At 67.6% G+C, this 22,581-nt stretch carries 25 protein-coding genes and 1 rRNA gene; 20 read left to right on the plus strand and 6 right to left on the minus strand.

Going from position 1 to position 22,581, the window contains the following annotated elements:
* Window positions 1-62 precede the first annotated feature (62 nt).
* The 3 genes from rrf (at window position 63) to B0F77_RS32760 (ending at window position 1,921) form a co-directional block, all read left to right on the plus strand.
* A 5S ribosomal RNA gene (gene rrf, locus B0F77_RS32750) occupies window positions 63-179 on the plus strand.
* 117 nt (window positions 180-296) lie between these two features.
* Window positions 297-1,112: a GNAT family N-acetyltransferase gene (locus B0F77_RS32755; RefSeq protein WP_211294167.1), complete on the plus strand. Its 816-nt coding sequence runs from the start codon at window positions 297-299 to the stop codon at window positions 1,110-1,112.
* Entirely contained in the window at window positions 1,100-1,921 is an 822-nt protein-coding gene (locus B0F77_RS32760; protein ID WP_086666897.1) for a GNAT family N-acetyltransferase, read from the plus strand. Before B0F77_RS32755 ends, B0F77_RS32760 begins: the two co-directional genes overlap by 13 nt.
* On the opposite strand, the gene B0F77_RS32765 is transcribed toward B0F77_RS32760, so the two are convergent.
* Window positions 1,904-2,353: an Lrp/AsnC family transcriptional regulator gene (locus B0F77_RS32765; protein ID WP_086666898.1), complete on the minus strand. Its 450-nt coding sequence runs from the start codon at window positions 2,351-2,353 to the stop codon at window positions 1,904-1,906. The genes B0F77_RS32760 and B0F77_RS32765 overlap by 18 nt on opposite strands.
* A gap of 80 nt (window positions 2,354-2,433) precedes the next feature.
* Between B0F77_RS32765 and B0F77_RS32770 the strand changes: the two genes are divergently transcribed.
* The 6 genes from B0F77_RS32770 to B0F77_RS32795 all read left to right on the plus strand — a co-directional run bounded on the left by B0F77_RS32770 (window position 2,434) and on the right by B0F77_RS32795 (window position 8,904).
* Window positions 2,434-2,865: a rhodanese-like domain-containing protein gene (locus B0F77_RS32770; protein WP_086666899.1), complete on the plus strand. Its 432-nt coding sequence runs from the start codon at window positions 2,434-2,436 to the stop codon at window positions 2,863-2,865.
* A gap of 25 nt (window positions 2,866-2,890) precedes the next feature.
* Window positions 2,891-3,646, plus strand: coding sequence for a type 1 glutamine amidotransferase (locus B0F77_RS32775; protein ID WP_086666900.1), 756 nt, complete (start codon window positions 2,891-2,893; stop codon window positions 3,644-3,646).
* 86 nt (window positions 3,647-3,732) lie between these two features.
* On the plus strand, window positions 3,733-4,866 hold the full coding sequence (locus tag B0F77_RS32780) for an inorganic phosphate transporter (protein ID WP_086666901.1): 1,134 nt from the start codon (window positions 3,733-3,735) through the stop codon (window positions 4,864-4,866).
* Window positions 4,863-5,048, plus strand: a complete 186-nt coding sequence (locus B0F77_RS32785; protein ID WP_086666902.1) for a hypothetical protein — start codon at window positions 4,863-4,865, stop codon at window positions 5,046-5,048. Before B0F77_RS32780 ends, B0F77_RS32785 begins: the two co-directional genes overlap by 4 nt.
* Window positions 5,049-5,074: 26 nt before the next feature.
* Window positions 5,075-7,975 carry a bifunctional [glutamine synthetase] adenylyltransferase/[glutamine synthetase]-adenylyl-L-tyrosine phosphorylase gene (locus B0F77_RS32790; protein ID WP_086666903.1) on the plus strand — a complete coding sequence of 967 codons (2,901 nt, stop codon included), beginning with the start codon at window positions 5,075-5,077 and terminating at the stop codon, window positions 7,973-7,975.
* Complete coding sequence (locus B0F77_RS32795) at window positions 7,972-8,904, plus strand: NADP-dependent oxidoreductase (RefSeq protein ID WP_169731015.1); 933 nt, start codon at window positions 7,972-7,974, stop codon at window positions 8,902-8,904. The genes B0F77_RS32790 and B0F77_RS32795 overlap by 4 nt, the downstream gene beginning before the upstream one ends.
* A 64-nt stretch (window positions 8,905-8,968) precedes the next feature.
* On the opposite strand, the gene B0F77_RS32800 is transcribed toward B0F77_RS32795, so the two are convergent.
* Window positions 8,969-9,202, minus strand: coding sequence for a hypothetical protein (locus tag B0F77_RS32800; protein ID WP_086666904.1), 234 nt, complete (start codon window positions 9,200-9,202; stop codon window positions 8,969-8,971).
* Between the two features lie 186 nt (window positions 9,203-9,388).
* On the opposite strand from B0F77_RS32800, the gene B0F77_RS32805 reads away from it, so the two are divergent.
* Genes B0F77_RS32805 through B0F77_RS32810 form a run of 3 tightly spaced genes read left to right on the plus strand, consistent with a single transcriptional unit; the run spans window position 9,389 to window position 10,618 of the window.
* Window positions 9,389-9,880 carry a hypothetical protein gene (locus B0F77_RS32805; protein ID WP_143467007.1) on the plus strand — a complete coding sequence of 164 codons (492 nt, stop codon included), beginning with the start codon at window positions 9,389-9,391 and terminating at the stop codon, window positions 9,878-9,880.
* 56 nt (window positions 9,881-9,936) lie between these two features.
* Window positions 9,937-10,098 (plus strand): hypothetical protein, encoded by a 162-nt coding sequence (locus tag B0F77_RS48760; protein ID WP_169731016.1) that lies wholly within the window; start codon window positions 9,937-9,939, stop codon window positions 10,096-10,098.
* A 19-nt stretch (window positions 10,099-10,117) separates the two neighbouring features.
* Window positions 10,118-10,618: a riboflavin biosynthesis intermediates N-glycosidase gene (locus B0F77_RS32810; RefSeq protein ID WP_342746863.1), complete on the plus strand. Its 501-nt coding sequence runs from the start codon at window positions 10,118-10,120 to the stop codon at window positions 10,616-10,618.
* Here the strand turns inward: B0F77_RS32810 and B0F77_RS32815 are convergent.
* Entirely contained in the window at window positions 10,599-11,129 is a 531-nt protein-coding gene (locus tag B0F77_RS32815; RefSeq protein ID WP_086666907.1) for an NUDIX hydrolase, read from the minus strand. The genes B0F77_RS32810 and B0F77_RS32815 overlap by 20 nt on opposite strands.
* A complete protein-coding gene (locus B0F77_RS32820) occupies window positions 11,126-11,887 on the minus strand; it encodes an NUDIX hydrolase (RefSeq protein WP_245848946.1) in 762 nt (253 codons plus the stop codon). The genes B0F77_RS32815 and B0F77_RS32820 overlap by 4 nt, the downstream gene beginning before the upstream one ends.
* Window positions 11,888-12,072: 185 nt before the next feature.
* Here B0F77_RS32820 and B0F77_RS32825 point away from each other — a divergent pair, with 185 nt between their 5' ends.
* The 3 genes from B0F77_RS32825 to B0F77_RS32835 all read left to right on the plus strand — a co-directional run bounded on the left by B0F77_RS32825 (window position 12,073) and on the right by B0F77_RS32835 (window position 15,364).
* Complete coding sequence (locus tag B0F77_RS32825; RefSeq protein WP_086666909.1) at window positions 12,073-12,954, plus strand: 5'-methylthioadenosine/S-adenosylhomocysteine nucleosidase; 882 nt, start codon at window positions 12,073-12,075, stop codon at window positions 12,952-12,954.
* The gene (locus B0F77_RS32830; protein ID WP_086666910.1) at window positions 12,951-14,906 is read left to right on the plus strand and encodes a hypothetical protein; all 1,956 of its coding nucleotides are present in this window, start codon (window positions 12,951-12,953) and stop codon (window positions 14,904-14,906) included. The genes B0F77_RS32825 and B0F77_RS32830 overlap by 4 nt, the downstream gene beginning before the upstream one ends.
* 188 nt (window positions 14,907-15,094) lie before the next feature.
* The gene (locus B0F77_RS32835) at window positions 15,095-15,364 is read left to right on the plus strand and encodes a hypothetical protein (RefSeq protein ID WP_143467008.1); all 270 of its coding nucleotides are present in this window, start codon (window positions 15,095-15,097) and stop codon (window positions 15,362-15,364) included.
* Window positions 15,365-15,417: 53 nt separating this feature from the next.
* Here the strand turns inward: B0F77_RS32835 and glnA are convergent, their stop codons facing one another.
* A complete protein-coding gene (glnA, locus tag B0F77_RS32840) occupies window positions 15,418-16,842 on the minus strand; it encodes a type I glutamate--ammonia ligase (protein WP_086666912.1) in 1,425 nt (474 codons plus the stop codon).
* A gap of 169 nt (window positions 16,843-17,011) precedes the next feature.
* On the opposite strand from glnA, the gene B0F77_RS32845 reads away from it, so the two are divergent.
* A complete protein-coding gene (locus tag B0F77_RS32845; RefSeq protein ID WP_086666913.1) occupies window positions 17,012-17,485 on the plus strand; it encodes an RDD family protein in 474 nt (157 codons plus the stop codon).
* Window positions 17,486-17,556: 71 nt separating this feature from the next.
* Here B0F77_RS32845 and B0F77_RS32850 read toward each other — a convergent pair whose 3' ends face one another.
* On the minus strand, window positions 17,557-18,288 hold the full coding sequence (locus B0F77_RS32850) for a DUF4191 domain-containing protein (protein WP_086666914.1): 732 nt from the start codon (window positions 18,286-18,288) through the stop codon (window positions 17,557-17,559).
* A gap of 62 nt (window positions 18,289-18,350) precedes the next feature.
* Here B0F77_RS32850 and B0F77_RS32855 point away from each other — a divergent pair, with 62 nt between their 5' ends.
* The 4 genes from B0F77_RS32855 to B0F77_RS32870 all read left to right on the plus strand — a co-directional run bounded on the left by B0F77_RS32855 (window position 18,351) and on the right by B0F77_RS32870 (window position 22,400).
* Window positions 18,351-20,420 carry an ATP-dependent DNA helicase UvrD2 gene (locus tag B0F77_RS32855; RefSeq protein ID WP_086666915.1) on the plus strand — a complete coding sequence of 690 codons (2,070 nt, stop codon included), beginning with the start codon at window positions 18,351-18,353 and terminating at the stop codon, window positions 20,418-20,420.
* Window positions 20,421-20,562: 142 nt separating this feature from the next.
* Window positions 20,563-20,820, plus strand: coding sequence for a hypothetical protein (locus tag B0F77_RS32860; protein ID WP_086666916.1), 258 nt, complete (start codon window positions 20,563-20,565; stop codon window positions 20,818-20,820).
* Window positions 20,821-20,919: 99 nt separating this feature from the next.
* Entirely contained in the window at window positions 20,920-21,243 is a 324-nt protein-coding gene (locus B0F77_RS32865) for a WhiB family transcriptional regulator (protein WP_086666917.1), read from the plus strand.
* 284 nt (window positions 21,244-21,527) lie between these two features.
* A complete protein-coding gene (locus B0F77_RS32870; protein ID WP_086666918.1) occupies window positions 21,528-22,400 on the plus strand; it encodes a class I SAM-dependent methyltransferase in 873 nt (290 codons plus the stop codon).
* Window positions 22,401-22,581 lie beyond the last annotated feature (181 nt).

Consider the following 22,581-nt stretch of genomic DNA (forward strand, 5'->3'; position numbering starts at 1 on the left):
ACTGTGCGGTTCTGGAAGAACCGAGCGGCATACCGATCGCCGCAGGTACAACTCCACAGAGTTTCGGTGGTTATAGCGTTGGGGAAACACCCGGTCCCATTCCGAACCCGGTAGTTAAGCCCTTCTGCGCCGATGGTACTGCACTGGTTACGGTGTGGGAGAGTAGGTCGCCGCCGGACAATCTTTCAGAAGACCCCTGAGGGTCGAGCACTTCGGTGCTCCCCTCAGGGGTCTTCTGCATGTCCGGCCAGATTTTCGCTTGCCCGCCCTGATCTGATGAACCCATGGACGCGGTCGTGCACGCAACTCTGGAGTCGTTCGACGCCGCCACCCACGATCGGCTCGCAGCCGATCCGGTGCGGAACACCATTGCCCTGACCTCACTCGACCGCCTCCGCCGGCTGCCGGGCGACGAGCAAAAGCCGATCCTGATCACCTTCCACGACAACGGCGAGGTGATCGGCTCCCTGATCCGCACCCCGCCCTGGCCGTTCCAGGCAGCCGATCTTCCACTCGAAGCGGTGAATCTCGCGGCGGAGATCGTCAAGGACATCGATCCGGATGCCCCAGGGGTCACGGGCCCGCGGGCGAAGTCGGAGGCGTTCGCCACAGCGACGGGCACGAACTTCACCGAGTCGCTGGCCACCAGGCTGTACCGCCTCGGCACCCTGGTTCCGCCTGCCGTCGAGGGGTCCGGCCGCCTGGCCACCGAGGACGACGTCGAACTCCTCGGCGCGTGGCGCAAGGCGTTCGTCCGGGAAGCGGTGCCGGAAGCGCCGGACCTGGGCTCGACCGACGCCATGCGCGACTCCCTGCGCCTCGGCAACGGCCACGTGCTCTGGGAGATCGACGGCACACCGGTCGCCTGGGCCGTGGGCAGCCTCCCGCAGGTCGGCATGACCCGCGTCGGTCCGGTCTACACCCCGCCCGAGCACCGCAAGCACGGCTACGGCGCCGCGGTCAGCGCGATGGTCAGCCAGTGGGCGTTGGACCAGGGTGCCACCGAGGTCCTGCTCTTCGCGGACCTGACCAACCCCGTCTCGAACTCGATCTACCAACGCATCGGCTACCAGCCACTCGACGACTGGGCGGAGTTCTGGTGGAAGCACTGACCCACGACAACCTCGAAGACTTCCTCGCGGTCGCCGGCGCCTACCTCGACGCCGACCCGGTGCACCACAGCGTGCATCTGACCACAGTGGACTCCGCCCGACGCGGGCTGCGGCAGCCGGCGGCGCTGATCTCCCTGCACGACAACGGAAGCCTGGTCGGCGCGGTCACCCGCATGCAGGACCGCCCGCTCCACGTCGCTGCCATGCCACCCGCCGCGGCACCGTTCGTGGCCGAGGTCCTGCGGGGGCAACCGATCGACGCCGTCACGGGCCCGGTGGACCGCGTGGAGACGTTCCGAACCGTGTGGCGCGAAGGCGGCCACGAGACCTACCGGCTCCGGCTCTATCACCTGGACGACCTCGTCGTCCCCGACGTACCGGGGGAGTCGCGGCTCGCCACCGCCGAGGACGACGACCTGATCTCCGAGTGGTGGACCCGGTTCGTCGCGGAGCTCGACGGACTCGAGCGCGACGAAGCGGAGAACGTGATGCGCGGCAGCCGGGCCATGCCGGCCGGTCACGTCATCTGGCTGGTCGACGGTGAACCGGTCTCGTGGGCGGGCAGCACCGAACCGGTCGCGGGGGTGTCGCGGGTCGGCCCGGTCTACACCCCGCCCGAACACCGCCGGAAGGGGTACGGAGCCGCGGCCACGGCGGCGGTCAGTCAGTGGGCGTACGGAGCGGGGACCGATCACGTCGTGCTGACGGCGGACCTGGCGAACCCGACGGCGAACTCCGTCTACCAGGGCATCGGGTTCCGGCACGTCTCGGACTGGTCCGAGTACAAGTGGTCAGCTGAAGAGCTCTGAGGACACCGGGCGGTTCCGGACGTGTGAGGAGAACACGAGCGAGGTGGTGGTGTCGCCGTAGCGCTGCATCACCTCGACGAGTTCCTCGAGCTCGACCATCGACCGGCAGACGACGCGCAGCAGCCAGCAGTCATCCCCGGTCACGTGGTCCGCATCGAGGATCTGCGGCAGCACCAGGACGTGCGACCGGAACCGAGGCGTGTCCAGCGACCGCACCCGCACGCGCACGATCGACTCGATCGGCAGGCCGAGCCGGGCGGGCGACACCACCGCGACGAAGCCGGTGATCACACCCAACGACTCCAGGCGCCGGACCCGTTCGGTCACCGCGGGCGCGGACAGCGACACCTCGCGGCCGAGCGCCGTGAACGACATGCGCCCGTCGGCCTGCAGCAGCGAGAGGATCTTCCAGTCCACGGCGTCGAGTTCCACCTGGAAATCATAAGCAGAACGCGTTGAACGCCTGGACTTCCGCATGTCCGAAGTGGATCGGTCCAAGCAGGATCAAAGGCATGACGAACGCACTGCGCTTCCCCGCCGCCGACCCGCACACCGCGGCCACCTTCTTCGCCGCCGAGCTCGCGTTCGAGGCGGATCCCGACGACGTGCACCGCGACCTCCAGGACGGCAACGTGCGGGGGTACGTCCTCGTGGAAACGCGTGCACCGGAGGCGTTCGCCCAGGCGCGGATTCCCGGTGCGATCAACCTGCCCTACCGCGACCTGCCCGAACAGCTCGACCTCGACCCTGACCTGGTCTACATCTGTTACTGCGAGAGCTTCCAGTGCAACGCCGCCACCAAGGGTGCGCTCGCACTCGCACAGCGGGGGTTCCGGGTGAAGCGGCTCTCCGGAGGCATCACGGCGTGGCGGGAGGCGGGCTACCCGGTCGAGTCGGATCAGCTGGTCGGAGCGGGTGTTTCTAAGGTCGCGTGTCATTGCTGAGTGAAGCCGACATAGGCTCACATGCGTGACCGCACCGCGTTTGCTCGTCCTGCAGCCCTCGCAGTCCGACCCGTTGGCCAAGCTCGGCGAGTGGCTGGAGGCTGACGGCATCGAGCTGCACCTCGTGTCGTTGAAGGACGAGCCGGCGCCGGAGAACCTGGACGGCTATCAGGGCGTGGTCTGCCTCGGCGGTGAGATGGGCGCGCTGGACGACCTCGACCACCCGTGGCTCGCCGACGCCCGTCGCCTGCTCTCGAGCGCAGTGGCGAAGAGGCTTCCCACGCTCGCGATCTGCCTCGGCGCGCAGTTGCTCGCGGCCGCGACCGGCGGCCAGGTGCGCAAGGGTCCACAAGGGCCGGAGGTCGGGGTGTTGCTGGTGGCGAAGCGGGACGCGGCCGGCACCGACCCGCTGTTCGCGGACCTGCCGTTCACGCCTGACGTGCTGCAGTTCCACAGTGACGAAGTGCACCTGCTGCCGCCCGGCGCGGAACACCTCGCGGCCTCTCCCAAATACCCGAATCAAGCCTTTCGGGTGGGAACGAGTGCTTACGGTCTCCAGTTCCACATCGAGACGACCCCGGAAATCGTCTTGAACTGGGCGGCGAAGGATCCTGAATCGGCTGCGTGCGCGCGGCCGCACCACTTCGACCAGGACTTCCTCGCGGAGGCCCATCGCGACTTCGAAGAGGTGTGGCAGCCGTTCGTCACCAGATTCGCCAAGCTGGTGCGGGGAGAACTGTCGCCCGCAGGAAGTTTGGGCACACAACTTCCGTTGGTGTGACGTTACTTTCGTAGGTTTTAAGACATCCTCCGTTGACGGTACCGTAATCTCCTGGACAGCTTGTTCGATCCAGCCGGAGGATCAGTGTGGATCCCGCACTTGTAGTGATCATCGTCGTTGTCACTGCTCTCATCTTCGACTTCACCAACGGGTTCCACGACACGGCCAACGCCATGGCCACCTCCATCGCCACCGGTGCCTTGAAGCCCCGTACGGCGGTCGCGTTGTCGGCGGTTCTCAACCTCGTTGGGGCGTTCCTCTCGGTCGAGGTGGCGAAGACCATCTCCGGCGGCATCGTCGACGACGCTCAGATCACGCCCGCGGTCATCTTCGGCGGGCTGGTCGGCGCGATCATGTGGAACCTGGTCACCTGGTACGCCGGGCTGCCGTCGAGCTCCTCGCACGCGTTGTTCGGTGGCCTGATCGGTGCCGCGTGGGTCGCGTCCGGTGTGGACGCCATCCACTTCGCCAAGGTCGTCGACAAGGTGCTGGTGCCCGCGGTCGTCGCGCCGCTGGTCGCCGGCCTGGTCGCGGCCCTCGCCACGATCGTCGTCTACCGGCTCAAGAAGGCGACGGACCCGCGCGTCTCGAACACCGGCTTCAAGGTCGGCCAGGTCGCGTCCGCCTCGCTGGTCTCCCTCGCGCACGGCACCAACGACGCGCAGAAGACCATGGGCATCATCACGCTGGCGCTGATCACGTCCGGTTCCCTCGCGCCCGGCTCGGCACCGCCCACCTGGGTGATCGTCAGCGCCGCTCTCGCGATCGCGCTCGGCACGTACCTCGGCGGCTGGCGCATCACGCACACGCTCGGCCGCGGCCTGACGACGATCGAGCCCGCCCAGGGCTTCGCGGCGCAGACCTCGACCGCCGCGGCGATCCTCGCGTCGTCGCACCTCGGCTTCGCGCTGTCCACCACGCACGTGGCGTCCGGCGGCATCATGGGCTCCGGCCTGGGCCGCGACCGCCACGGGGTCAAGTGGGGGACCATGGGCAAGATGGCCGCGGGCTGGCTGCTCACGCTGCCCGCCGCCGGCATCGTCGGTGCCATCGCGGGCAAGTGGGCGTCGACGGGCACCGGCGGGATCGTCGGGGTCGCCGTCGTCGGCGGCGCGGTGTCGCTCGGCATCTGGATCCTGTCGCGGCGTGAGCCGGTGAAGCCCGAGCACATCGTCGACGAGGTGGCCGCGCAGGCCGAGCTGCACAAGGTGGCGGCATGACGATCAAGTGGGAAGCGCTGCTCCAGGTCTTCGGTGCCACGCTGCTGGTGACGTTGCTGGTCGTCACGCTGTTCGTGTTCGGTATTCGTGCGTTGTCGAGCGACAAGAAGGTTCCCGCGTACGCGAGCTTCGCCGGGTGCGTCGCAGTCGTGCTCTACGGGCTCTCTCTGATCGTCTTCTGATGCTGTGAGGACTAGGTTGGCTCCTGATGAGCGAACCAGTCCGCCACTCTTCACCAGCAAGATTCGGGCTCACCGAGCCGCGCAGCGAGGAAGTGCTGCGCGGCCTCGGCCTGTGGGCTGACCGCCGCCCTGCCGACGGCTCCGACCCTGTGCTGTTCGCGCTGTCCCGTTGTCCGGATCCAGACCTCGCGTTGCGCGGATTGGAGCGGCTCCAAGCGGTCGCCGACTGGGCCGCGCTGTCGGCCGCGCTGCACGAGGACGTCATGGTGCGCGGCCGTCTGTTGGCCGTGCTGGGGTCGTCGACGGCGTTGTCGGACTACCTCGTCGCGAACCCGGACCGGTGGCGCTCGCTCACCGGCGAGGTCGACGTGTCGCTGGACCTGGCGGACGGCGACGTGTTGCGCACGGAGTACCGGGCGAAGCTGCTGGTCGTCGCAGCAAACGACCTGGCACACGTCGTTGAGTCCTCACTGCCGTTCGTCCCGTACGACATCGTGGCCGCGCAGCTGTCCGATCTCGCCGTGTCTGCTCTACGGGCGTCGTTGAAGCTCGCGTCGGAGCGCGTCAACAATGCGGACCGCTGCCAACTCGCCGTGATCGCGATGGGCAAGTGCGGTGCGAACGAGCTGAACTACGTGAGTGACGTCGACGTCGTGTTCGTCGCCGAGGGCGATCTGGGCGTGGCGACGCGGTTGGCCAGCACGATGATGCAGATCGCCGGCCAGTCGTGCTTCGAGGTCGACGCGGCCCTGCGGCCGGAGGGCAAGGCGGGGGCGCTGGTCCGCACGTTGGACGGGCACGCCTCCTACTACAAGAAGTGGGCGCGGACCTGGGAGTTCCAGGCGCTGCTGAAGGCGCGGCCGGTCGCGGGCGACGCCGAGCTGGGGCAGGCGTACCTCGACGTCGTGCGGCCGTACGTGTGGACGGCGGCCGAGCGCGAGAACTTCGTCGAGGACGTGCAGGCGATGCGCCGCCGCGTCGAGGATCACGTGCCGTCCGGGCTGGCCGACCGGGAGTTGAAGCTCGGTCGCGGTGGTCTGCGTGACGTCGAGTTCGCGGTGCAGCTGCTGCAGCTCGTGCACGGTCGTTCTGACGAAGAGCTGCGCATTCAGGCGACGACTTCCGCGTTGGCCGCGTTGGGCAGGGGTGGGTACGTCGGGCGCAACGACGCCGCGGACTTCGGGCGCTCTTACCGGTTCCTCCGCACGTTGGAGCACCGTCTGCAGTTGCAGCGTTTACTGCGCACGCACCTCTTCCCCGCAGACGACGACACCGCGGCGTTGCGCTGGCTAGCGCGTTCGGCCGGCCTGGCGGCGGACGGGCAGAAGTCGGAGAGCCTGGTGCTGCTCGCGGAGTTCCGCAAGCACGCCAACCAGGTCCGGCGGCTGCACGAGAAGCTCTTCTACCGGCCGCTGCTGCAGTCCGTGGCCGGCGTGTCGACGGAGGCGTTGCGGCTGACCACCAAGGAGGCCGTGGCCCGGCTCGCGGCGTTGGGCTACACCTCGTCCGACGGCGCGTTGCGGCACATCCAGGCGTTGACGCACGGTGTTTCACGGCGCGCCCGCATCCAGGGCGCGTTGCTGCCGGTGCTGCTGGACCTGTTCGCCGGAACGCCCGATCCGGACGGCGGGCTGCTGGCGTACCGGAAGGTGTCCGAGGCGCTCGCGGAAACCCCCTGGTACCTGCGGCTTCTGCGCGATGAGGGCGCTGTCGTCGAACGGCTCGCGGTGCTGCTCGGGACCTCGCGGTTCGTGCCGGAACTGCTGGTGCGGGCGCCGGAGGTGTTGCGGCTGCTGGCGGACACCGACGCGTTGGTCGGCCGTGATCCGCACTCCATCGGGAATCCTTTGCGCAGCGCAGTTTCCCGGTACGACGACCTGCCACGTGCGGTTGCCGCCGCACGGTCGTTGCGGCGGCACGAGATGTTGCGGGTCGCGGCCGCGGACCTGTTGGGGTTCATGCCGATAGAGACGGTGTGTGTCTCGCTGTCCGAGGTGTGGGGCGCGGTGCTGCAGAGCGCGTTGGACGCGGCGGTGCGCGCGGCCGGCGAACCCGTCGCGGCGCTCGCCGTGATCGGCATGGGCCGGCTCGGCGGCCACGAGCTCGGGTACGGCTCGGACGCGGACGTGATGTTCGTGTGCCGGCCGCTCGAGGGCGTGTCCGACGCCGAGGCGGCGAAGTGGGCGAGCGGCATCGTGGAGAACATCCGGCGGCTGCTCGGCGCGCCGTCGCAGGACCCGCCGCTGCAGGTCGACACGGATCTGCGGCCAGAGGGCAGGCAGGGGCCGCTGGTACGGACGCTGGACTCGTACCGCGCGTACTACCGGCAGTGGGCGGAGATCTGGGAGAAGCAGGCGCTGCTGCGGGCACGGTTCATCGCGGGCGATGCTTCCCTGGGCGCCGAGTTCGAGGCGTTGATCGAGCCGCTGCGGTATCCGGCCGAGGGGCTGGACGCGGCGTCGGTGCGGGAGATCCGGCGGATCAAGGCACGGGTGGACGCCGAACGGCTGCCGCGCGGTGCCGACCCGAGCACGCACACGAAGCTCGGCCGGGGTGGGCTCGCGGACGTCGAGTGGACCGTGCAGCTGTTGCAGCTGCAGCACTCCGGCACTGTTCCCGGCCTGCGCACACCGTCCACGATGGCCGCGATGGCGGCCGCGGTCGAGGCCGGCTTGCTGGCCGCCGCCGACGCCGCTGCCCTGACCGCGGCGTGGAACCTCGCGACGCACGCGCGCAACGCCGTGACGTTGGTGCGGGGGAAGGCTTCCGACCAGCTGCCGACGTCCGGTCGTGATCTTGTCGCCGTCGCCTCCGTCATGGGCTATCAGCCCAACGGCGATCCGGGCGTGTTCCTGGAGGAGTACCGCCGGACCACGCGCCGTGCACGTGCGGTAGCGGAGCGAGTGTTTTACGGTGAGAAGTTGTGAAAGCGATCGCGTTTACCCGGTTCGGCGATGCCGACGTCATGTCGTGGCAGGAGCTGCCCGATCCCCTGCTCGGACCAGACCAGGTCCTGGTGGAGGTCAAGGCGGCCGGGGTGAACCCGGTGGACTTCAAGATCAGAGCCGGCTACCTGCAGGGGCTGATGCCGCATCACCTGCCGTTGATCCCCGGCTGGGACGTCGCCGGCGTGGTGCGGGCGGTCGGCATCGGCGTGCAGGACTGGCAGCCGGGCGACGAGATCCTCGCCTACGCCCGCAAGGACCACGTGCAGTTCGGCACCTACGCCGAGCTCGTCGCGCTGCCGGACCGGATGATCGCGCGCAAACCGTCCACCGTGGACTTCGTGACGGCCGCCGCGCTGCCGCTGGCCGGGCTGACGGCGTTGCAGGCGTTGAAGGCCGTCGGCACCGGCGCCGGTGATGTCGTGCTGGTGCACGCCGCCGCGGGTGGTGTCGGGCATCTTCAGGTGCAGATCGCGCGTGAGCTCGGTGCCGCGCGGGTACTCGGTACGGCGTCGCCGCGAAACCACGACTTCGTGCGGTCACTCGGAGCCGAACCGGTCGCTTACGGCGACGCGCTGGTGGACGTGGTGGCCGAGCTGATCGGCGGTGACGGCCTGGTCGACGTGGTGGTCGACAACGTCGGTGGGCTCGCGTTCGACCAGTCGTTGCAGCTGGTGCGCGACCGGGCGCGGATGACGTCCATTGTGGACGGGCCGCGGGCGCTGGAGCACGGTGTGATCAACACCTGGGCGCGTCCCAACGCGGAACAGACGCAGTGGCTGGTGGATCGGGTGGCGGCCGGTGCGATACGAGTCGAGGTGCAGCAGACGTTCCCGCTGGCAGACGCGGTGAAGGCGCACAAGCTCCTCGAAGGCGGGCACGTGCGTGGAAAAGTCGTACTAACGGTCTGAAAGCTTCAGGTTTGTTTTCAGGTTTGGGGGCACTCCTGCCGGGGTGCCCCCATTTCTGGGCTGCTCAGTCTTCGTCCTGGTCGGGGTCGACAGCGGGAGCGCTGGTGTAAACCTCGACCACCCACTCCTCTTCCAACGCCTCGGCGTCGTCGGCGTCGGGAACGAGTCGGTTGTAGACGCGGACACCGAGGTCGAGCACGTCAGCGGCCTGAACCGCTTCGAGAGCCTCGGCCGCCGAGTCGACGATGTGGGTGGTGAGCAGCTGCGGAGCCGTGAATTCGGCGACTTCTTGGGACACGCGCGGACCCTAGCGCATTGACGTTTCACCCAATCGATATGAGACTAGGCGCGCCCAGCGGGGGAGCTGTGGGCAAGTCACGGGGGTCGAACAGAGGAAGTCATGCAGCATCGTCGGGTCACGCGCGGAGCAAAGACCGCGATCACCATCGCGGGTGTGGCTGCTGGGGTGCTCGCACTACTCGGTGTGATTCAGTTTGCACTCAGTGGCAGCAACTCCACCGCCCAGCCCAACACCACGGCGACGACGACTACGTCGAACGGCGTCCAGGCGCCCGATGCCGCACTGGAAACCACCGAGCCTTCCGCGGACGTGAAGGTGCAGACGGGTTCCTTCAAGCAGCAGCGCGGCATGCTGACGATAGAGGTCACACGCGTAGAAGCCGCAAACGGCCGTGTGAAGCTCTTCGTGACGGCCACGAACGCCTCCCAGGCCAGGATGACCCTCCCCGTGGACGGCATCGCGGTCCTGGACGATCTGAAGCGGACGTACACGGCGTCGAGCAGCAAGTGGGAAGGCTTGGTCACCCAGGGCACCACGACCCAGGGCACCGTCGTCCTCGACGAAAAGCTCGGCCAGGGTGTGAACTCGCTCACGCTGACGTTCTCGTCGATCTCCGGCCAGTTCGCCCCGACCGGCGCCGCGATCACCGTGACGGGCATCCCGATCCCGAAGTGATTCGGTCGCGCTGAGTGGGTACGCCTCGGGTGAGTTCAACCCTTTGGGAGGCACCTGTGGCTCAGCGTGGAAGTGATCAGCACGGCCCCGCCCGCGACGACGAGCTGAAGCGCGAGCTCGCGAACGAACTGCGCGCCGGCGGCCCAACGCGCGCACAGGCGTGGCGCGAGCCGGAGATGCCGGAACCGGACGAAAATCCGCCGGACGAACGCTCGTAGGCGACCTACTGTTGGTCGCGTGAAGTACTTGTTCTTCTGGGGACACCAGCCCGAACGTGACGGCAGCATCGGCAAGGGCTGCCTGTCGCAGTGGTGGCCGTGCTCGTTCGTCGTTGAGGGACAACAGTTCGCGTCGGCAGAGCACTACATGATGTGGCGCAAGGCCTTGCTGTTCGGTGATGCTTCTGTTGCCGCGCAGGTTCTTGCCGCCCGCACACCCGCCGAGGCGAAGGCGCTGGGGCGGGTCGTCTCCGGATTCGACGACTCCGCCTGGGTTTCTGCCCGCCTGGAGATCGTGGTGGAGGGCAACCTGGCGAAGTTCGGCCAGGATCCCGCCCTGCGTTCCTACCTGCTGGGCACGGGTTCCCGCGTGCTGGTCGAGGCCAGCCCGCAGGACCGCGTGTGGGGCATCGGCCTGGTGGCCACGGATCCGCGCGCCGCGGACTCGTCGACGTGGCTCGGCCTGAACCTGCTCGGCGAGGCCCTGATGGAGGTCCGCTCTAGGTTGTCCGCAGCGTGAGGTAGGTGGTGAGGGCCGCCAGCGTGATGCCGCAGGGGATCTGTCCTTTTCGGATCAACGCCGGGATCTCGTTGAGCGGCACCCACTCCACCCTGGCCGCCTCAGCCGGGTCGTGTTCACCGGTCTTCTCCGGGTCAGTGCCGACGAAGACGTGCGTGACGTGGCTGCTGATGCCGTTCAACGGGTTCATGGTGATCAACGGCTCGATTGTTGCGGGCCGGTACCCGGTCTCTTCCTCGGTCTCGCGGATCGCCGCCGTCTCGGCAGTTTCGCCCGCCTCCAGCCGCCCGGCCGGGATCTCCCAGCCCCACACGCCGGTGGTGAAGCGGTGGCGCCACATCAGCAGGACGTCGTCGTCCCGGACGACCACGACCCCTGTCGACGGGTAGGGCAACCGCAGCACGTGATGCTCGAACCGCTCGCCCTGAGGGATCTCGACCTCGTCGAGGTCGACGCTCATCCACTCCGAGTCGTACATCCTGCGGGTGCCGTGCACCGTCCATTCCGTCACGGTGAAGCACTATCACGTGCACCTCGCGCCTGTGCCATGCGTGGCGAGGAGTTAACGGTGGGGCGCAGCATCGCGGGGTGCATCGTGGCGGCAGGACCCGCTCGGAAAAGCGCGGCCGGCCGGCCACCCTGGCGGGTCGTCTGCTCCCCGGTCGGTGCGAGTACCCCATCCGCTCCAGTGATCTTGCGATGGAAGTTCCGCTGGTCGAGCGGTTCGTCCCAGACGATCTCGTAGACCCGCCGGAGCTCGGCCACGGTGAATTCGGGCGGGCAGAACCGGGTGGCGAGTGTTGTGTACTCGAGTTTGCTCCTGGCTCGTTCGACCGCGTCGGCAACTATTCGCTGATGGTCGAACGCCAGTTGTGTCGACGGGGCGAGTGCGATCTTGGTCGGCACCCATGAGGCGGCCCGTGCGTCGCCTCCCGCGTCCGGGGTCGGAAGATCGGGAACGAACGCCAGGTAGCAGACCGTCACGACTCTGCCCCTCGGGTCGCGGCCGGGTGCGCCGTAGGTTCGCAGTTGTTCCAGATGAACGCTACCGAGGTCGAGGCCGGTTTCCTCGGCGAGCTCTCGTTCGGCGGCAGCGTCCAGGGTTTCGTGGTCGTCGGCCAGGAAGCCCCCTGGCAGGGCCTGCAGCCCGCGCCACGGGTCAATCCCACGTTCGATCAGCAGGATCTGCAGCGCACCTTCGCGGACCGTGAGAACTGCGAGATCCACGGCGATGGCGACCGTCGGCACCTGCCATGTCCCGTCCGACACTGTCGATACTCCTCTCAGACTGGCTCTGACCTGCATAAACGTTTGGCGAGCGAGATTCGCTCGGCTAGAGCGTTGGTGTGAACTCAGTTTACGTCATATTGACGTAAACAGCCGTACGGCGCTAGCGTCCGTTGCGGCGCCGTTGTTCACCCTCATTCCGCGAACAGATCGTGTTGGAGCGAACGATGATCGTCATTTTGACTGCGCTCAACGTCGAGCAGGACGCTGTGCTCGAACACCTGGACAACATCGAAGTGCACAAGCAGGAAGACGGCACGATTTTCGACGTCGGCACGCTCGCGGGCCACTCGGACCACCGCATCGCGGTCGGCATCACCGGGCCTGGCACCACGACTGCGGCCGTCCTCACCGAACGGGCCAGGACCGAGTTCTCGCCGACCGCGATGATGTTCGTCGGGGTTGCGGGCGGCCTCAGGGACTGGCTCGCCATCGGTGATGTGGTGGTCGGAACGAAGATCTACTCGTATCAAGGGGGCCGCAGCGAAGACACAGGCTTCCGCGTCCGGCCACGCGCGTGGGAGATTTCGCACCGCATCGAGCAGACGGCGCGCCGCCTGCCCAGGAACAACAACTGGCACGACTTCCTGCCTGCGGAGGCCAAGCTCGATGCGCCGTCGGTCGAGTTCGGGCCGATCGCAGTGGGCGACGTCGTCCTGAACTCCACGACGTCAGCGATCGCATGCCGCATTCGCGAGTCGTACAACGATGCGATTGCTGTGGAGATGGAAGGTTCCGGATTCGCGCATGCCGCCGCGCTCAGTGATCAGCTTCCCGTCGCTGTCATCCGCGGGATCAGCGATCGCGCTGACGGTACCAAGGACCTGACCGACGGCGAGAACAGTCAGCACGTCGCGGCACGCAATGCGGCAGCATTCGCGGCTGCTTTGGCTGCAGCGCTGGAACCGCGCGCGAGCCGCACCCCTCAGGTGACCGAGCCTGTAGCGCCTGTGGTGCACAACCGCAATATCGCGCGTGACAACTCCCATGTGGACCAGCAGGTCGGCGTCAACCTCGGATCGATCAACTGGAACCGGGGCAAGAGGTGACCACCGATTCCGAGCGGCCCTCGGTGACGGTGGAGAACCAGAACCAGGCGACCGACTCGGCGCAGGTGGATCAACAGGTGGGCGTTCAGTTCCACGAGTCGGTCCTGCACGACACGAAGATCTACAACTACTCATCGGACGACCCTCCCGAGCGCAAGCACGAGGTCGCCGTACGCCTGCTTGAGGGTGGCAACCCCCGAGATGCCGAACGGCTCTTCCGCAGTTTGGTGATGAGTCGCGACATCACCACCGAACGCGCCTACTACTACGTCCTGTCAATCCTCAGCGAGCGCTCGTTCATCGAAATCACCGCGGAGCTGTCAGAGGAGGTCCACCGCGTCGGGAAGCTCTGCTCGTCGCTACCTGCGGACCGGTGGAGCGAGGCGTTCACCGTTGTAATCGATCTCCTCGCCCACGCGCATGCTGAGTTCACCGGCGGCACCACTGAAAATGAGGTGCGGGCCTACCACGCGCTCGACGGCGATCGGCAGACCGAGATCGACCTGCATCTGGATCTGATCCTCAGTGGAGCAGCGCAGGAAAAGCTGGCGAGTCAACGCAAGCGCACCGTTGCTGAGGAACGAATGAGCCGAGGCAGGGTGAAGAGGGCTTGGAAGTTCTTCGAGGCTCATCCACGGCAGCCTCGGAGGTACGAATCATTGCCGGCCCGCTCCGATCCAGGAGACTGGCGGTTCCTGCTCCTCGGCACCGCTGCGGTTGTGGTGGCTCTTGTGCTTGTTGTGCGTAGCGGTGTGTCGGCTGCCGCCGTCACCGGACTCGTGCTGTTCGCGGCGGGCGGGTACGTGGCGCTTCGATGCGCAATCACGCGCGAGACCCACCTCCTCCACGCGACGGCTGTTCAGGACGAGTTCGCCCTGGCGCCTGATGACATGCAAGAGCCAGCCGTCAAACTCGAGAACCTCGTCGACTACCGCTTCCGCAAGCACAGCCAAGGGAGCGACTGGCTCGGCTATTCGGCTGGATATCGGGACCACCTCAAACGCCGTTTGCGCGCGCAGTACTCCGATGTGGACATGCACCACGGCGAGGTGACCTGGTTGGTGGACTGGCACGTCGAACGAGTTGCCGCCGTGTGGCGCGCCGGCGAGCGCTACGACGACGTGCGGACGCCTAGCGGCTTGGGATTTGCTCTGCTCGGCAGGTGCGCCGGCGTCGCACTCGGCGCGTTCGGTGTTTTTATCCTGCTGCGTGAAGGTCACCTGGGAGCCCTGCTGCTGTTCGTCGCGTTCTGGGGACATCTGGGCGCTGCGCGGTTGCTCGCGCGACCCCGCGTGCGTGTGCTGATCGACCAGCGCGCCGACGACCTGTTCGCAAAAGAGCTGGTCGCGCACGAAGAACGAGTGGAGCTTCTGCGCGATCGTCCGAGCGATGCCGAGATGGCTCGCTGGATGGCTCTGGACAAGTTGTTCCTCAAAGACGAAGCCCTCCGCCGTGCTGATCTCAACGAGCGGGACCTCGTGACACACGTGGTGCTCACCGAGCGCGCGCCATTCGCACGTCGTGGACGTGTGACGAAAGGTCCGCATCGCTACGAGGCGTACAACGTGCAGATATTCCTGCTCACGCGATACGGCATGCGTTCGGTGCGGACTCGCCTCGACTTCGCCACCGGCACCACGAAGAACGAGAAACGCCAAATGTTCCCGTACGACGCGGTCGCATCGGCATCGATCGAGGAGACCGATGGTTCGAGCAACAGGGTGTTCGAACTGACACTGGTCAACGCGGTGAAGATCGCGGAGGTCAAGGAGAACCTTCGCAACGCGGCTGACGTCGAGGTGGACGGCATCGAGGACCTCGTCCTCGTCACTCAGACGTCCGGATTCGACAGTGCTCTGCGGGTGCTCGAGGCTGTCGCCACCGAAGGGCGTGACTGGATCGTCCGCGACGAGGAGCGCAAGTCGCGGTGGGCGCGGAACTGGAGCCAGTGAGCCGAGGGTCTTCGTCCGAGTGCGGCGGAGGCTGAAACCGGAGGCCCGGCGGAACGTTCGCCGGGCTCCTCATCGCGGAGGTGGTCCCAAATGACATGAAAATCGAAAAGCTCGAACGCGTGGCGTCGCGGACACGTGTAGAGGAAGCGTCTCGTGATGTGGCGCGAGTGATCTGGCAGGGAGAGGCGATGTTCAGCTACTCAGGACCAGCCCGGCTCGTCTACGGCGACGGCAGAACCGTCGAGCTGGACCGGGTGGACCTGATCGAGACGGTGACCGACGGCCTCTGGCAGTGGTCCGGCGCGGGAACCTCCTCGGAACCGCTCATCGACGGTGGTGCCCTGATGAGGCTGCCGACCGGGACCGAGGCCGGTGTCGTCGTGTCCGACGTCCGTGTCATCACCAACGCGCGCGGTGTGGCGTGCAGTGCGAGGTTGTTCGGCAGCTACACGGACTGAGGGCCGGGTGACTGTTTCCAGTCACCCGGCCCTCAGGTTCGTTCAGAGGTCGATCACACGTCGTAGTAGAGCGCGAACTCGTAGGGGTTCGGGCGCAGACGCAGCGGGTCGATCTCCTGCTCACGCTTGTACGAGATCCAGGTGTCGATCACGTCCGGGGTGAACACGCCGCCCTCGAGCAGGAACTCGTGGTCGGCCTCCAGGTTGTCCAGCACCGCGTCGAGGGTGGCCGGGACCTGCTTGACGTCGCGGGCCTCCTCGGGCGGGAGCTCGTAGAGGTCCTTGTCGATCGGGGCCGGCGGCTCGATCTTGTTCTTCACGCCGTCGAGGCCGGCCATGACCATCGCCGAGAAGGCGAGGTACGGGTTGCCGGACGAGTCGGGGCAGCGGAACTCGATGCGCTTGGCCTTCGGGTTGTTGCCCGTGATCGGGATGCGGACGCACGCCGAGCGGTTGCGCTGGGAGTAGACCAGCGAGACCGGGGCCTCGTAGCCGGGGACCAGGCGGTGGTAGGAGTTCACCGTCGGGTTGGTGAAGGCCAGCAGCGACGGCGCGTGGTGCAGGATGCCGCCGATGTAGTGGCGGGCGGTGTCGGACAGGCCCGCGTAGCCGCTCTCGTCGTGGAACAGCGGCGCGCCGTCCTTCCACAGCGACTGGTGGGTGTGCATGCCCGAGCCGTTGTCGCCGAAGAGGGGCTTCGGCATGAAGGTGACGGTCTTGCCGGCCTGCCACGCGGTGTTCTTGATGATGTACTTGAACAGCATCAGGTCGTCCGCGGCGTGCAGCAGCGTGTTGAAGCGGTAGTTGATCTCCGCCTGGCCCGCGGTGCCGACCTCGTGGTGGGCGCGCTCGACCGCGAAGCCGTTCGCCTCCATGTTGAGGACCATCTTGTCGCGGAGGTCCGCGTAGTGGTCGGTCGGCGTGACGGGGAAGTAGCCGCCCTTGTACTTCACCTTGTAGCCGAGGTTGCCGCCCTCTTCTTCGCGGCCCGTGTTCCACCAGCCCGACTCGGAGTCGATCTTGTGGAACGACCCGTTCGCGGTGGTGTCGAACTGGATCGAGTCGAAGATGTAGAACTCGGCCTCGGCACCGAAGTACGCGGTGTCGGCGATGCCCGAGTCGGTGATGTACTGCTCGGCCTTGCGCGCGATGTTGCGCGGGTCGCGGCTGTACGCCTCACGCGTGAACGGGTCGTGCACGAAGAAGTTGACGATCAGCGTCTTCTCGATGCGGAACGGGTCGAGACGCGCGGTGTACAGGTCGGGCAGCAGCAGCATGTCCGACTCGTGGATGGACTGGAAGCCGCGCACGGAGGAGCCGTCGAAGGCGAGACCCTCTTCGATCGCGTCGGCGTCGAACGCCTTCGCCGGCAGCGTGAAGTGCTGCATCACGCCGGGCAGGTCGCTGAACCGCACGTCGACGAACTTGACGCCCTCGTCGGAGATGAACTTCAGCACCTCGTCGGAATTTTTGAACACCCTCGTCGACTCCTTGACTATGGACAACGGCTGGTCATCGCGAGCGACCGTATGTCGGTGGTGTTGCCCGTCCGTCACTCGGATGTTTCGCCAGTGTTAACGGGGTGGTCCGAGGAGGCAAGACGACCTGCCGGTCCTCACCCGTTGAGCACGGCTTTACTCTGGTGGGGTGAGCAAGTGGACCGGTTCGTGGCTGTCAGGACCCGACTCCGTGCTCGAACCGGGCGAGGGTTCGAACGACGGCACGCAACAGCGCTGGCGTGGTGAGCGCCACGGCTTCCCCGAGACGGGGCCGGGCTCCATCGCCTCGATCGGCCGGCGCACGTTCGCCATCCTGGCCGACTTCCTGCTCGCGGCGGGCGTCGCCGCGCTGTTCACGCGGCCGGACCTGCCGAAGAACTGGAGCCTGCTGGCCTGGTTCGTCATCACCGTGATCGCCGTCGCGTTCTTCGGGTTCACGCCGGGGCACGCGCTGTTCGGGCTGCGGGTCGCGCGCATCGACGGCAAGGCGTTCGTGCACCTGCCCCGCGCGCTGCTGCGCACGATCCTGATCTTTCCGCTGATCCCGGCGCTGGTCTGGGACTCCGACGGCCGCTGCCTGCACGACAAGGCCGCCGGGACCGTCGTCATCAAGGTTCGCTAGAAACCCCTGAACACGAAGAGGCCCGCCGCACATCTCGTGCGGCGGGCCTCTTCACGTTCAGGGGCGGTGCGTCACCCGCGACGGCGCAGCGTGCGCTGGACGTTGCGCATCTTGGCGCCCGCCGGCATCGGGCCCTTGGGCAGTGCGGCGCCGCGGCTGGCCAGCGCGGAGAGGCGGGTCTCGAGCGTGTCGACCTGGGCGGCCGTGATGTTGCGCGGCAGCTTCATCAGCGTCGACTGCAGCTTCTTGAGCGGGACCTGCCCCTCTTCGGTGCCGATGATGAAGTCGTAGATCGGCGTCTCGCCGATGACGCGCGAGATGCGCTTCTTCTCCTGCGCGAGCAGCGGCTTCACCCGGTGCGGGGAGCCCTCGGCGACCAGGACCACGCCCGGACGGCCGAGCACGCGGTGCACGGCGTCGAGCTGCGTGGTGCCCGCGACGGCGGGGGTCACCCGCCAGCGGCCGCGCAGGTTCTCCAGCGCCCAGGCGCCGGCGCCCGGCTGGCCGTCGGCCTTGCGGAAGACGTTGCTCTGCACGCGGCGGCCGAAGATGATCACGGCCAGCAGCGCGCCGATCGCGACGCCCAGCGGCACGAACATCCAGACCGCGTTGAAGACCAGGCCCAGGACCACGGCGATCGCCGTGACACCGAGGACAGCCCCCAGCATCAGCGGAATCAGCGCCTTGTCCTCGCGGCGCTGCATCTTGAACGCCTCGAAGATCTGCTTGCGCCGTTCGCGGGATGCCGCGCGGCGAGCCTTCGCCGCTTCCTTGGCAGCCGCCTTGTCCTGCTTACCAGCCATGCTCACCAGGATACGGCGCGGTGGTATCGGTCTCGCATCGGCCGTCTGCGAGACTGCCGGGCATGGAGGCGTTGCTGGAGGGTCTTGATCCGGAACAGCGCGCAGCGGTCGAGGCGCCGCGCGGCCCGGTGTGCGTGCTCGCGGGCGCCGGTACCGGAAAAACGCGCACCATCACGCACCGCATCGCCTACCTGTGCCAACGCGGTCACGTCGCTCCGTCGCAGGTCCTCGCCGTCACGTTCACCAAGCGCGCTGCGGGGGAGATGCGCACCCGTTTGCGCTCTCTCGATGTGCACGGCGCACAGGCCGTGACGTTCCACGCCGCCGCCTCACGCCAGCTGCGCTACTTCTGGCCACGCGTCATCGGCGGTCCGCGCTGGGAACTGGTCGACCAGAAGATCCGCGTCGTCGCCCGCGCCGCGACCCGGCTGGGGCTGCCGACCGAACCCGACGCGCTGCGCGATCTCACCAGCGAGATCGAGTGGGCGAAGGCGTCGCTGCTCACGCCGGAGGACTACCCGGTCGCCGCCGCGCGCGCCGCACGGGACATCCCGGCGCCCGCCGACCAGATCATGAAGCTCTACACGACCTACGAGCAGCTCAAGAACGAGGCGCAGCTGCTCGACTTCGACGACCTGCTGCTCTACACGGCCGGGGCGCTGGAGGACAACGCGGAGGTCGCGCAGGAGTTCCGCGACCGCTACCGCTGCTTCGTGGTCGACGAGTACCAGGACGTGACGCCGCTGCAGCAGCGCGTGCTCGACTCGTGGCTCGGCGGCCGCGACGACCTGACCGTGGTCGGTGACGCGAACCAGACCATCTACTCGTTCGCCGGCGCCTCGCCGCAGCCGCTGCTCAACTTCCCGCGGCGGTTCCCCGAGGCGGTCGTCGTGCGGCTGGAGCGGGACTACCGGTCGACGCCCCAGGTCGTGGCGCTGGCCAACGACGTCATCAAGTGGGCGCGCGGACGCCCCGCCGGCTCGCGGCTGCAGCTCATCGGGCAGCGGCCGGAAGGCCCACTGCCGCGGTTCCACGAGTTCGACGACGAACCGGCCGAGGCGGACTCGGTCGCGCGGCGCATCAAGACGTTGCTCGACGAAGGCGTCGCGGCTTCCGAGATCGCGATCCTCTACCGCGTGAACGCGCAGTCAGAGGTGTACGAGCAGGCGCTCGCATCGCTCGGCATCCCGTACTTGGTGCGTGGAGGCGAGCGGTTCTTCGAACGCGCCGAGGTGCGCCAGGCGATGATCGCGTTGCGCACGGCCGGCGAGGTGGACGGGAGCCTGCCCGAGGTCGTCCGTTCGGTGCTGGGCCGGGTCGGGCTGACCGACGAACCGCCGACCGGTGGCTCCGCCCGTGAGCGCTGGGAGTCGTTGCTCGCCCTGGTCGAGCTCGCCGAGGAGTTCGCCGTCTCGTCGCCGGAAGCCGACCTGCCGCGGTTCTGCGCGGAGCTCGACATGCGTGCCGAGGCGCAGCACCCGCCGACCGTCGAGGGCGTGACGCTGGCGTCGCTGCACGCGTCGAAGGGCCTGGAGTGGGACGCCGTGTTCCTCGTCGGGCTGGTCGAGGGCACGATGCCGATCCAGTACGCCGACGGCGACGAGGCGAAGATCGAAGAAGAACGCCGCCTTCTATATGTAGGCGTGACGCGCGCGCGTGTACACCTCTGGCTGTCGTGGGCGTTGGCGCGCGCGGCCGGTGGCCGCAAGTACCGCCGCCGCTCGCGCTTCCTCTACAACCTCGTGCCCGAGAACCACCCGGCCGCACGGGTATCTGGCGGCGCGCAGCGACCTCCTCTGATGAAGAAGGAGAAACCGACCTGCCGGGTCTGCACGTCGCCGCTGGTCGACGCGCAAGCCGTCAAGCTCGGTCGTTGCAGGTCCTGCCCGTCCGATGTGGACGAGGAGTTGCTCGAGTCGTTGCGCCAGTGGCGTGCGGGGCGGGCGCGGGAGCTGAAGGTGCCCGCGTACGTGGTCTTCACCGACGCCACGCTGATGGCGATCGCGGAGCAGCGACCCACGGATTCGGCCGGACTTGTGGCGATCTCGGGCATCGGCGCCTCCAAGCTTGATAAGTTCGGCGACGACGTGTTGGGCCTGGTCCGAGCCGGTGTCGGGTACTCCGCCACCTGATCGGAACAAGTTTCGTTAAATAGGTTGCGAGCCCGTGGGACGGGGTCATAACCTGCTCATGCCGGGTCCGGAGGACCCGTCTGGGGAAGAAGAACTACTACTAGCTCTCGACAGCAGAGCTCTCTTGGAGGAGGTGGCAGTTGTGAAGCTCATCAACACTTCGCGCTCGCTCGGCCTCCCCGTGTCCGAGGGTCTTTGCGCGTCCGCAGCCGCCCAGGCGATGTGGCACAAGTCTGCCCTCAAGCCAGTGGCACTGCTGGGTCGCGAGCGCGGCACCGCTCTGCGCGGCACCGAACTGGGCAGCGAGCAGCCGATCGTGCTGCCGGTCATCGATGCCGTCCACAACTACACGAATGCGCTGTCCGCGCATCAAGTGAGAAGGCTCCTGCCGACCCCATAGAGGGGGTCGAAGGACCACCAGGCTCACGAAAGCCGCGGACTCGCACAGAGTCCGCGGCTTTCGTGTTTTTGCAGTACCCCACACAAGGAGAAAACCCTGATGTTGACCGCGACTGTCCCGCTTACCGGCGAGACACTTCCGGACCTCGCGGACGGGCTTGACCTGCCCTGCCGCACCCACAACCCCGACCTCTGGTTCGCGGACGTTCCGGCTGACCTCGAGAAGGCCAAGTCCTTCTGCGGGACCTGCCCGGTTCTGGCGGAGTGCCTCGCCGGCGCGATCGCCCGTCACGAGCCGTGGGGTGTCTGGGGTGGAGAGATCTTCGAGCGCGGTGTCGTGATCGCGCGGAAGCGGCCCCGTGGCCGTCCGCGCAAGGACGCGGCAGCAGTCGTCACCGCTGACAAGACGGAGGCGGCAGCGTGAACACCGTGACCAGCAACAGCGCGTTCCCCACCTACCTGAACGAGGGCCTGACTCCCATGTCTCTGAATGAAGAACTTGTGCGAATACGAATACAAGAAGCCCAGAGGTTCGCGGAAGAGCAACGCCTGGCGAACCGCCTCGCGGCAGCGCAACGTTGGCGCAGGTTGTCGCGATGGGCGGGACGCAGAGCGGCTCGCTTCGACCTCTGACAGTCTCGAGCTGAGGCCGTCATCCACGAGAAGGTGGATGGCGGCCTCGGCCGTTCCTCCGTACCGTTTGCGTTTGTGCCGCACCACACCCACGACGGTATCGACTGGTCCGCCCGCCTCCACGCGATGAGGCGCTACGGCTCGCTGCAGTCCGAGGCGTTGTCCGTGGTCGCCCGCAGACTCGTGTCACTGCTGCCCGACTCACCGGTCGTGATGGACGTCGGCTGCGGTGCCGGCTCCATGAGCGTCCCGCTGGTCACTGCCCTGCGCGAACACGGCGGCGGCGTACTCGTCCTGGTCGACGCCACACCGGAACTGCTGGACGCGGCCTGCACCGCGGCGCGCGCCGAGGCGGACGGCGCCGTGTCGATCAAACCCGTGCTGGCCGACCTCGCAGCCGAAGACCCGCTGTCGTTCGCCGGCCCGGTCGAGCTCATCTGGGGCTCCCGGGTGATCCACCACCTCCCTGACCAGCTGCGCGGTGTCCGTCGCCTGGTGTCGGCGCTCGCTCCCGGCGGCTGGCTGGCCCTGGCAGAAGGCGGATTGGAGACGCGGTTCCTGCCCTGGGACCTCGGCGTCGGCGAGCCCGGCCTGCAGGACCGCATGGCAGCGGCCCGCGCCGACTGGTTCGTGTCGATGCGCGAGAAGATGACCGGCTCCGTCCGCCTGCCGGTTGGCTGGAACGTAGCCCTGGCCGACGCGGGCCTCGGTGAGATCAGCGCCTTCAGCTTCCTGGTCGACCACCCGGCCCCGGCCAAGCACCTCGTCCGCGAGTGGGCGGTCGACCGCCTGACCTGGCTCGCCGAGATCACCGGGCCATACCTGCACCCCGCCGACCGCGACGCGTTGCGCCGGCTGCTCAACCCCTCCGACTCCGAGTACGTCGGCGCGCGGGAGGACGTGTTCCTGCTCGAGACGGACACCGTCCACCTGGGACGGCGCCGATGACGGCTGGGGCGGCGCCGATGGTGGCGTGCCACAGGTGTGGGCGGTCGCGTGCCTCCGTTTCCGACCTGGAGTTCTTGGCCTGGTCTGCTGAGCGGACCGGTGGGTCGATGCGGTGGTTGTGTCAGGTGTGCTCGAAGACCCATGTTCGGGACATCGAGGGCAAGCTGCCGGACGAGTACTG

The organism is Lentzea kentuckyensis (assembly GCF_002150765.1).
Taxonomy (GTDB): domain Bacteria; phylum Actinomycetota; class Actinomycetes; order Mycobacteriales; family Pseudonocardiaceae; genus Lentzea; species Lentzea kentuckyensis.

Bases quoted from the DNA above. Each gene is read 5' to 3' on its own strand.
- B0F77_RS32825 (WP_086666909.1), top strand. From the start codon at position 12,073: ATGATCGTCATTTTGACTGCGCTCAACGTCGAGCAGGACGCTGTGCTC.
- B0F77_RS32835 (WP_143467008.1), top strand. From the start codon at position 15,095: ATGTTCAGCTACTCAGGACCAGCCCGGCTCGTCTACGGCGACGGCAGA.
- B0F77_RS32770 (WP_086666899.1), top strand. From the start codon at position 2,434: ATGACGAACGCACTGCGCTTCCCCGCCGCCGACCCGCACACCGCGGCC.
- B0F77_RS32855 (WP_086666915.1), top strand. From the start codon at position 18,351: ATGGAGGCGTTGCTGGAGGGTCTTGATCCGGAACAGCGCGCAGCGGTC.
- B0F77_RS32785 (WP_086666902.1), top strand. From the start codon at position 4,863: ATGACGATCAAGTGGGAAGCGCTGCTCCAGGTCTTCGGTGCCACGCTG.
- B0F77_RS32790 (WP_086666903.1), top strand. From the start codon at position 5,075: ATGAGCGAACCAGTCCGCCACTCTTCACCAGCAAGATTCGGGCTCACC.
- B0F77_RS32865 (WP_086666917.1), top strand. From the start codon at position 20,920: ATGTTGACCGCGACTGTCCCGCTTACCGGCGAGACACTTCCGGACCTC.
- B0F77_RS32850 (WP_086666914.1), bottom strand. From the start codon at position 18,288: ATGGCTGGTAAGCAGGACAAGGCGGCTGCCAAGGAAGCGGCGAAGGCT.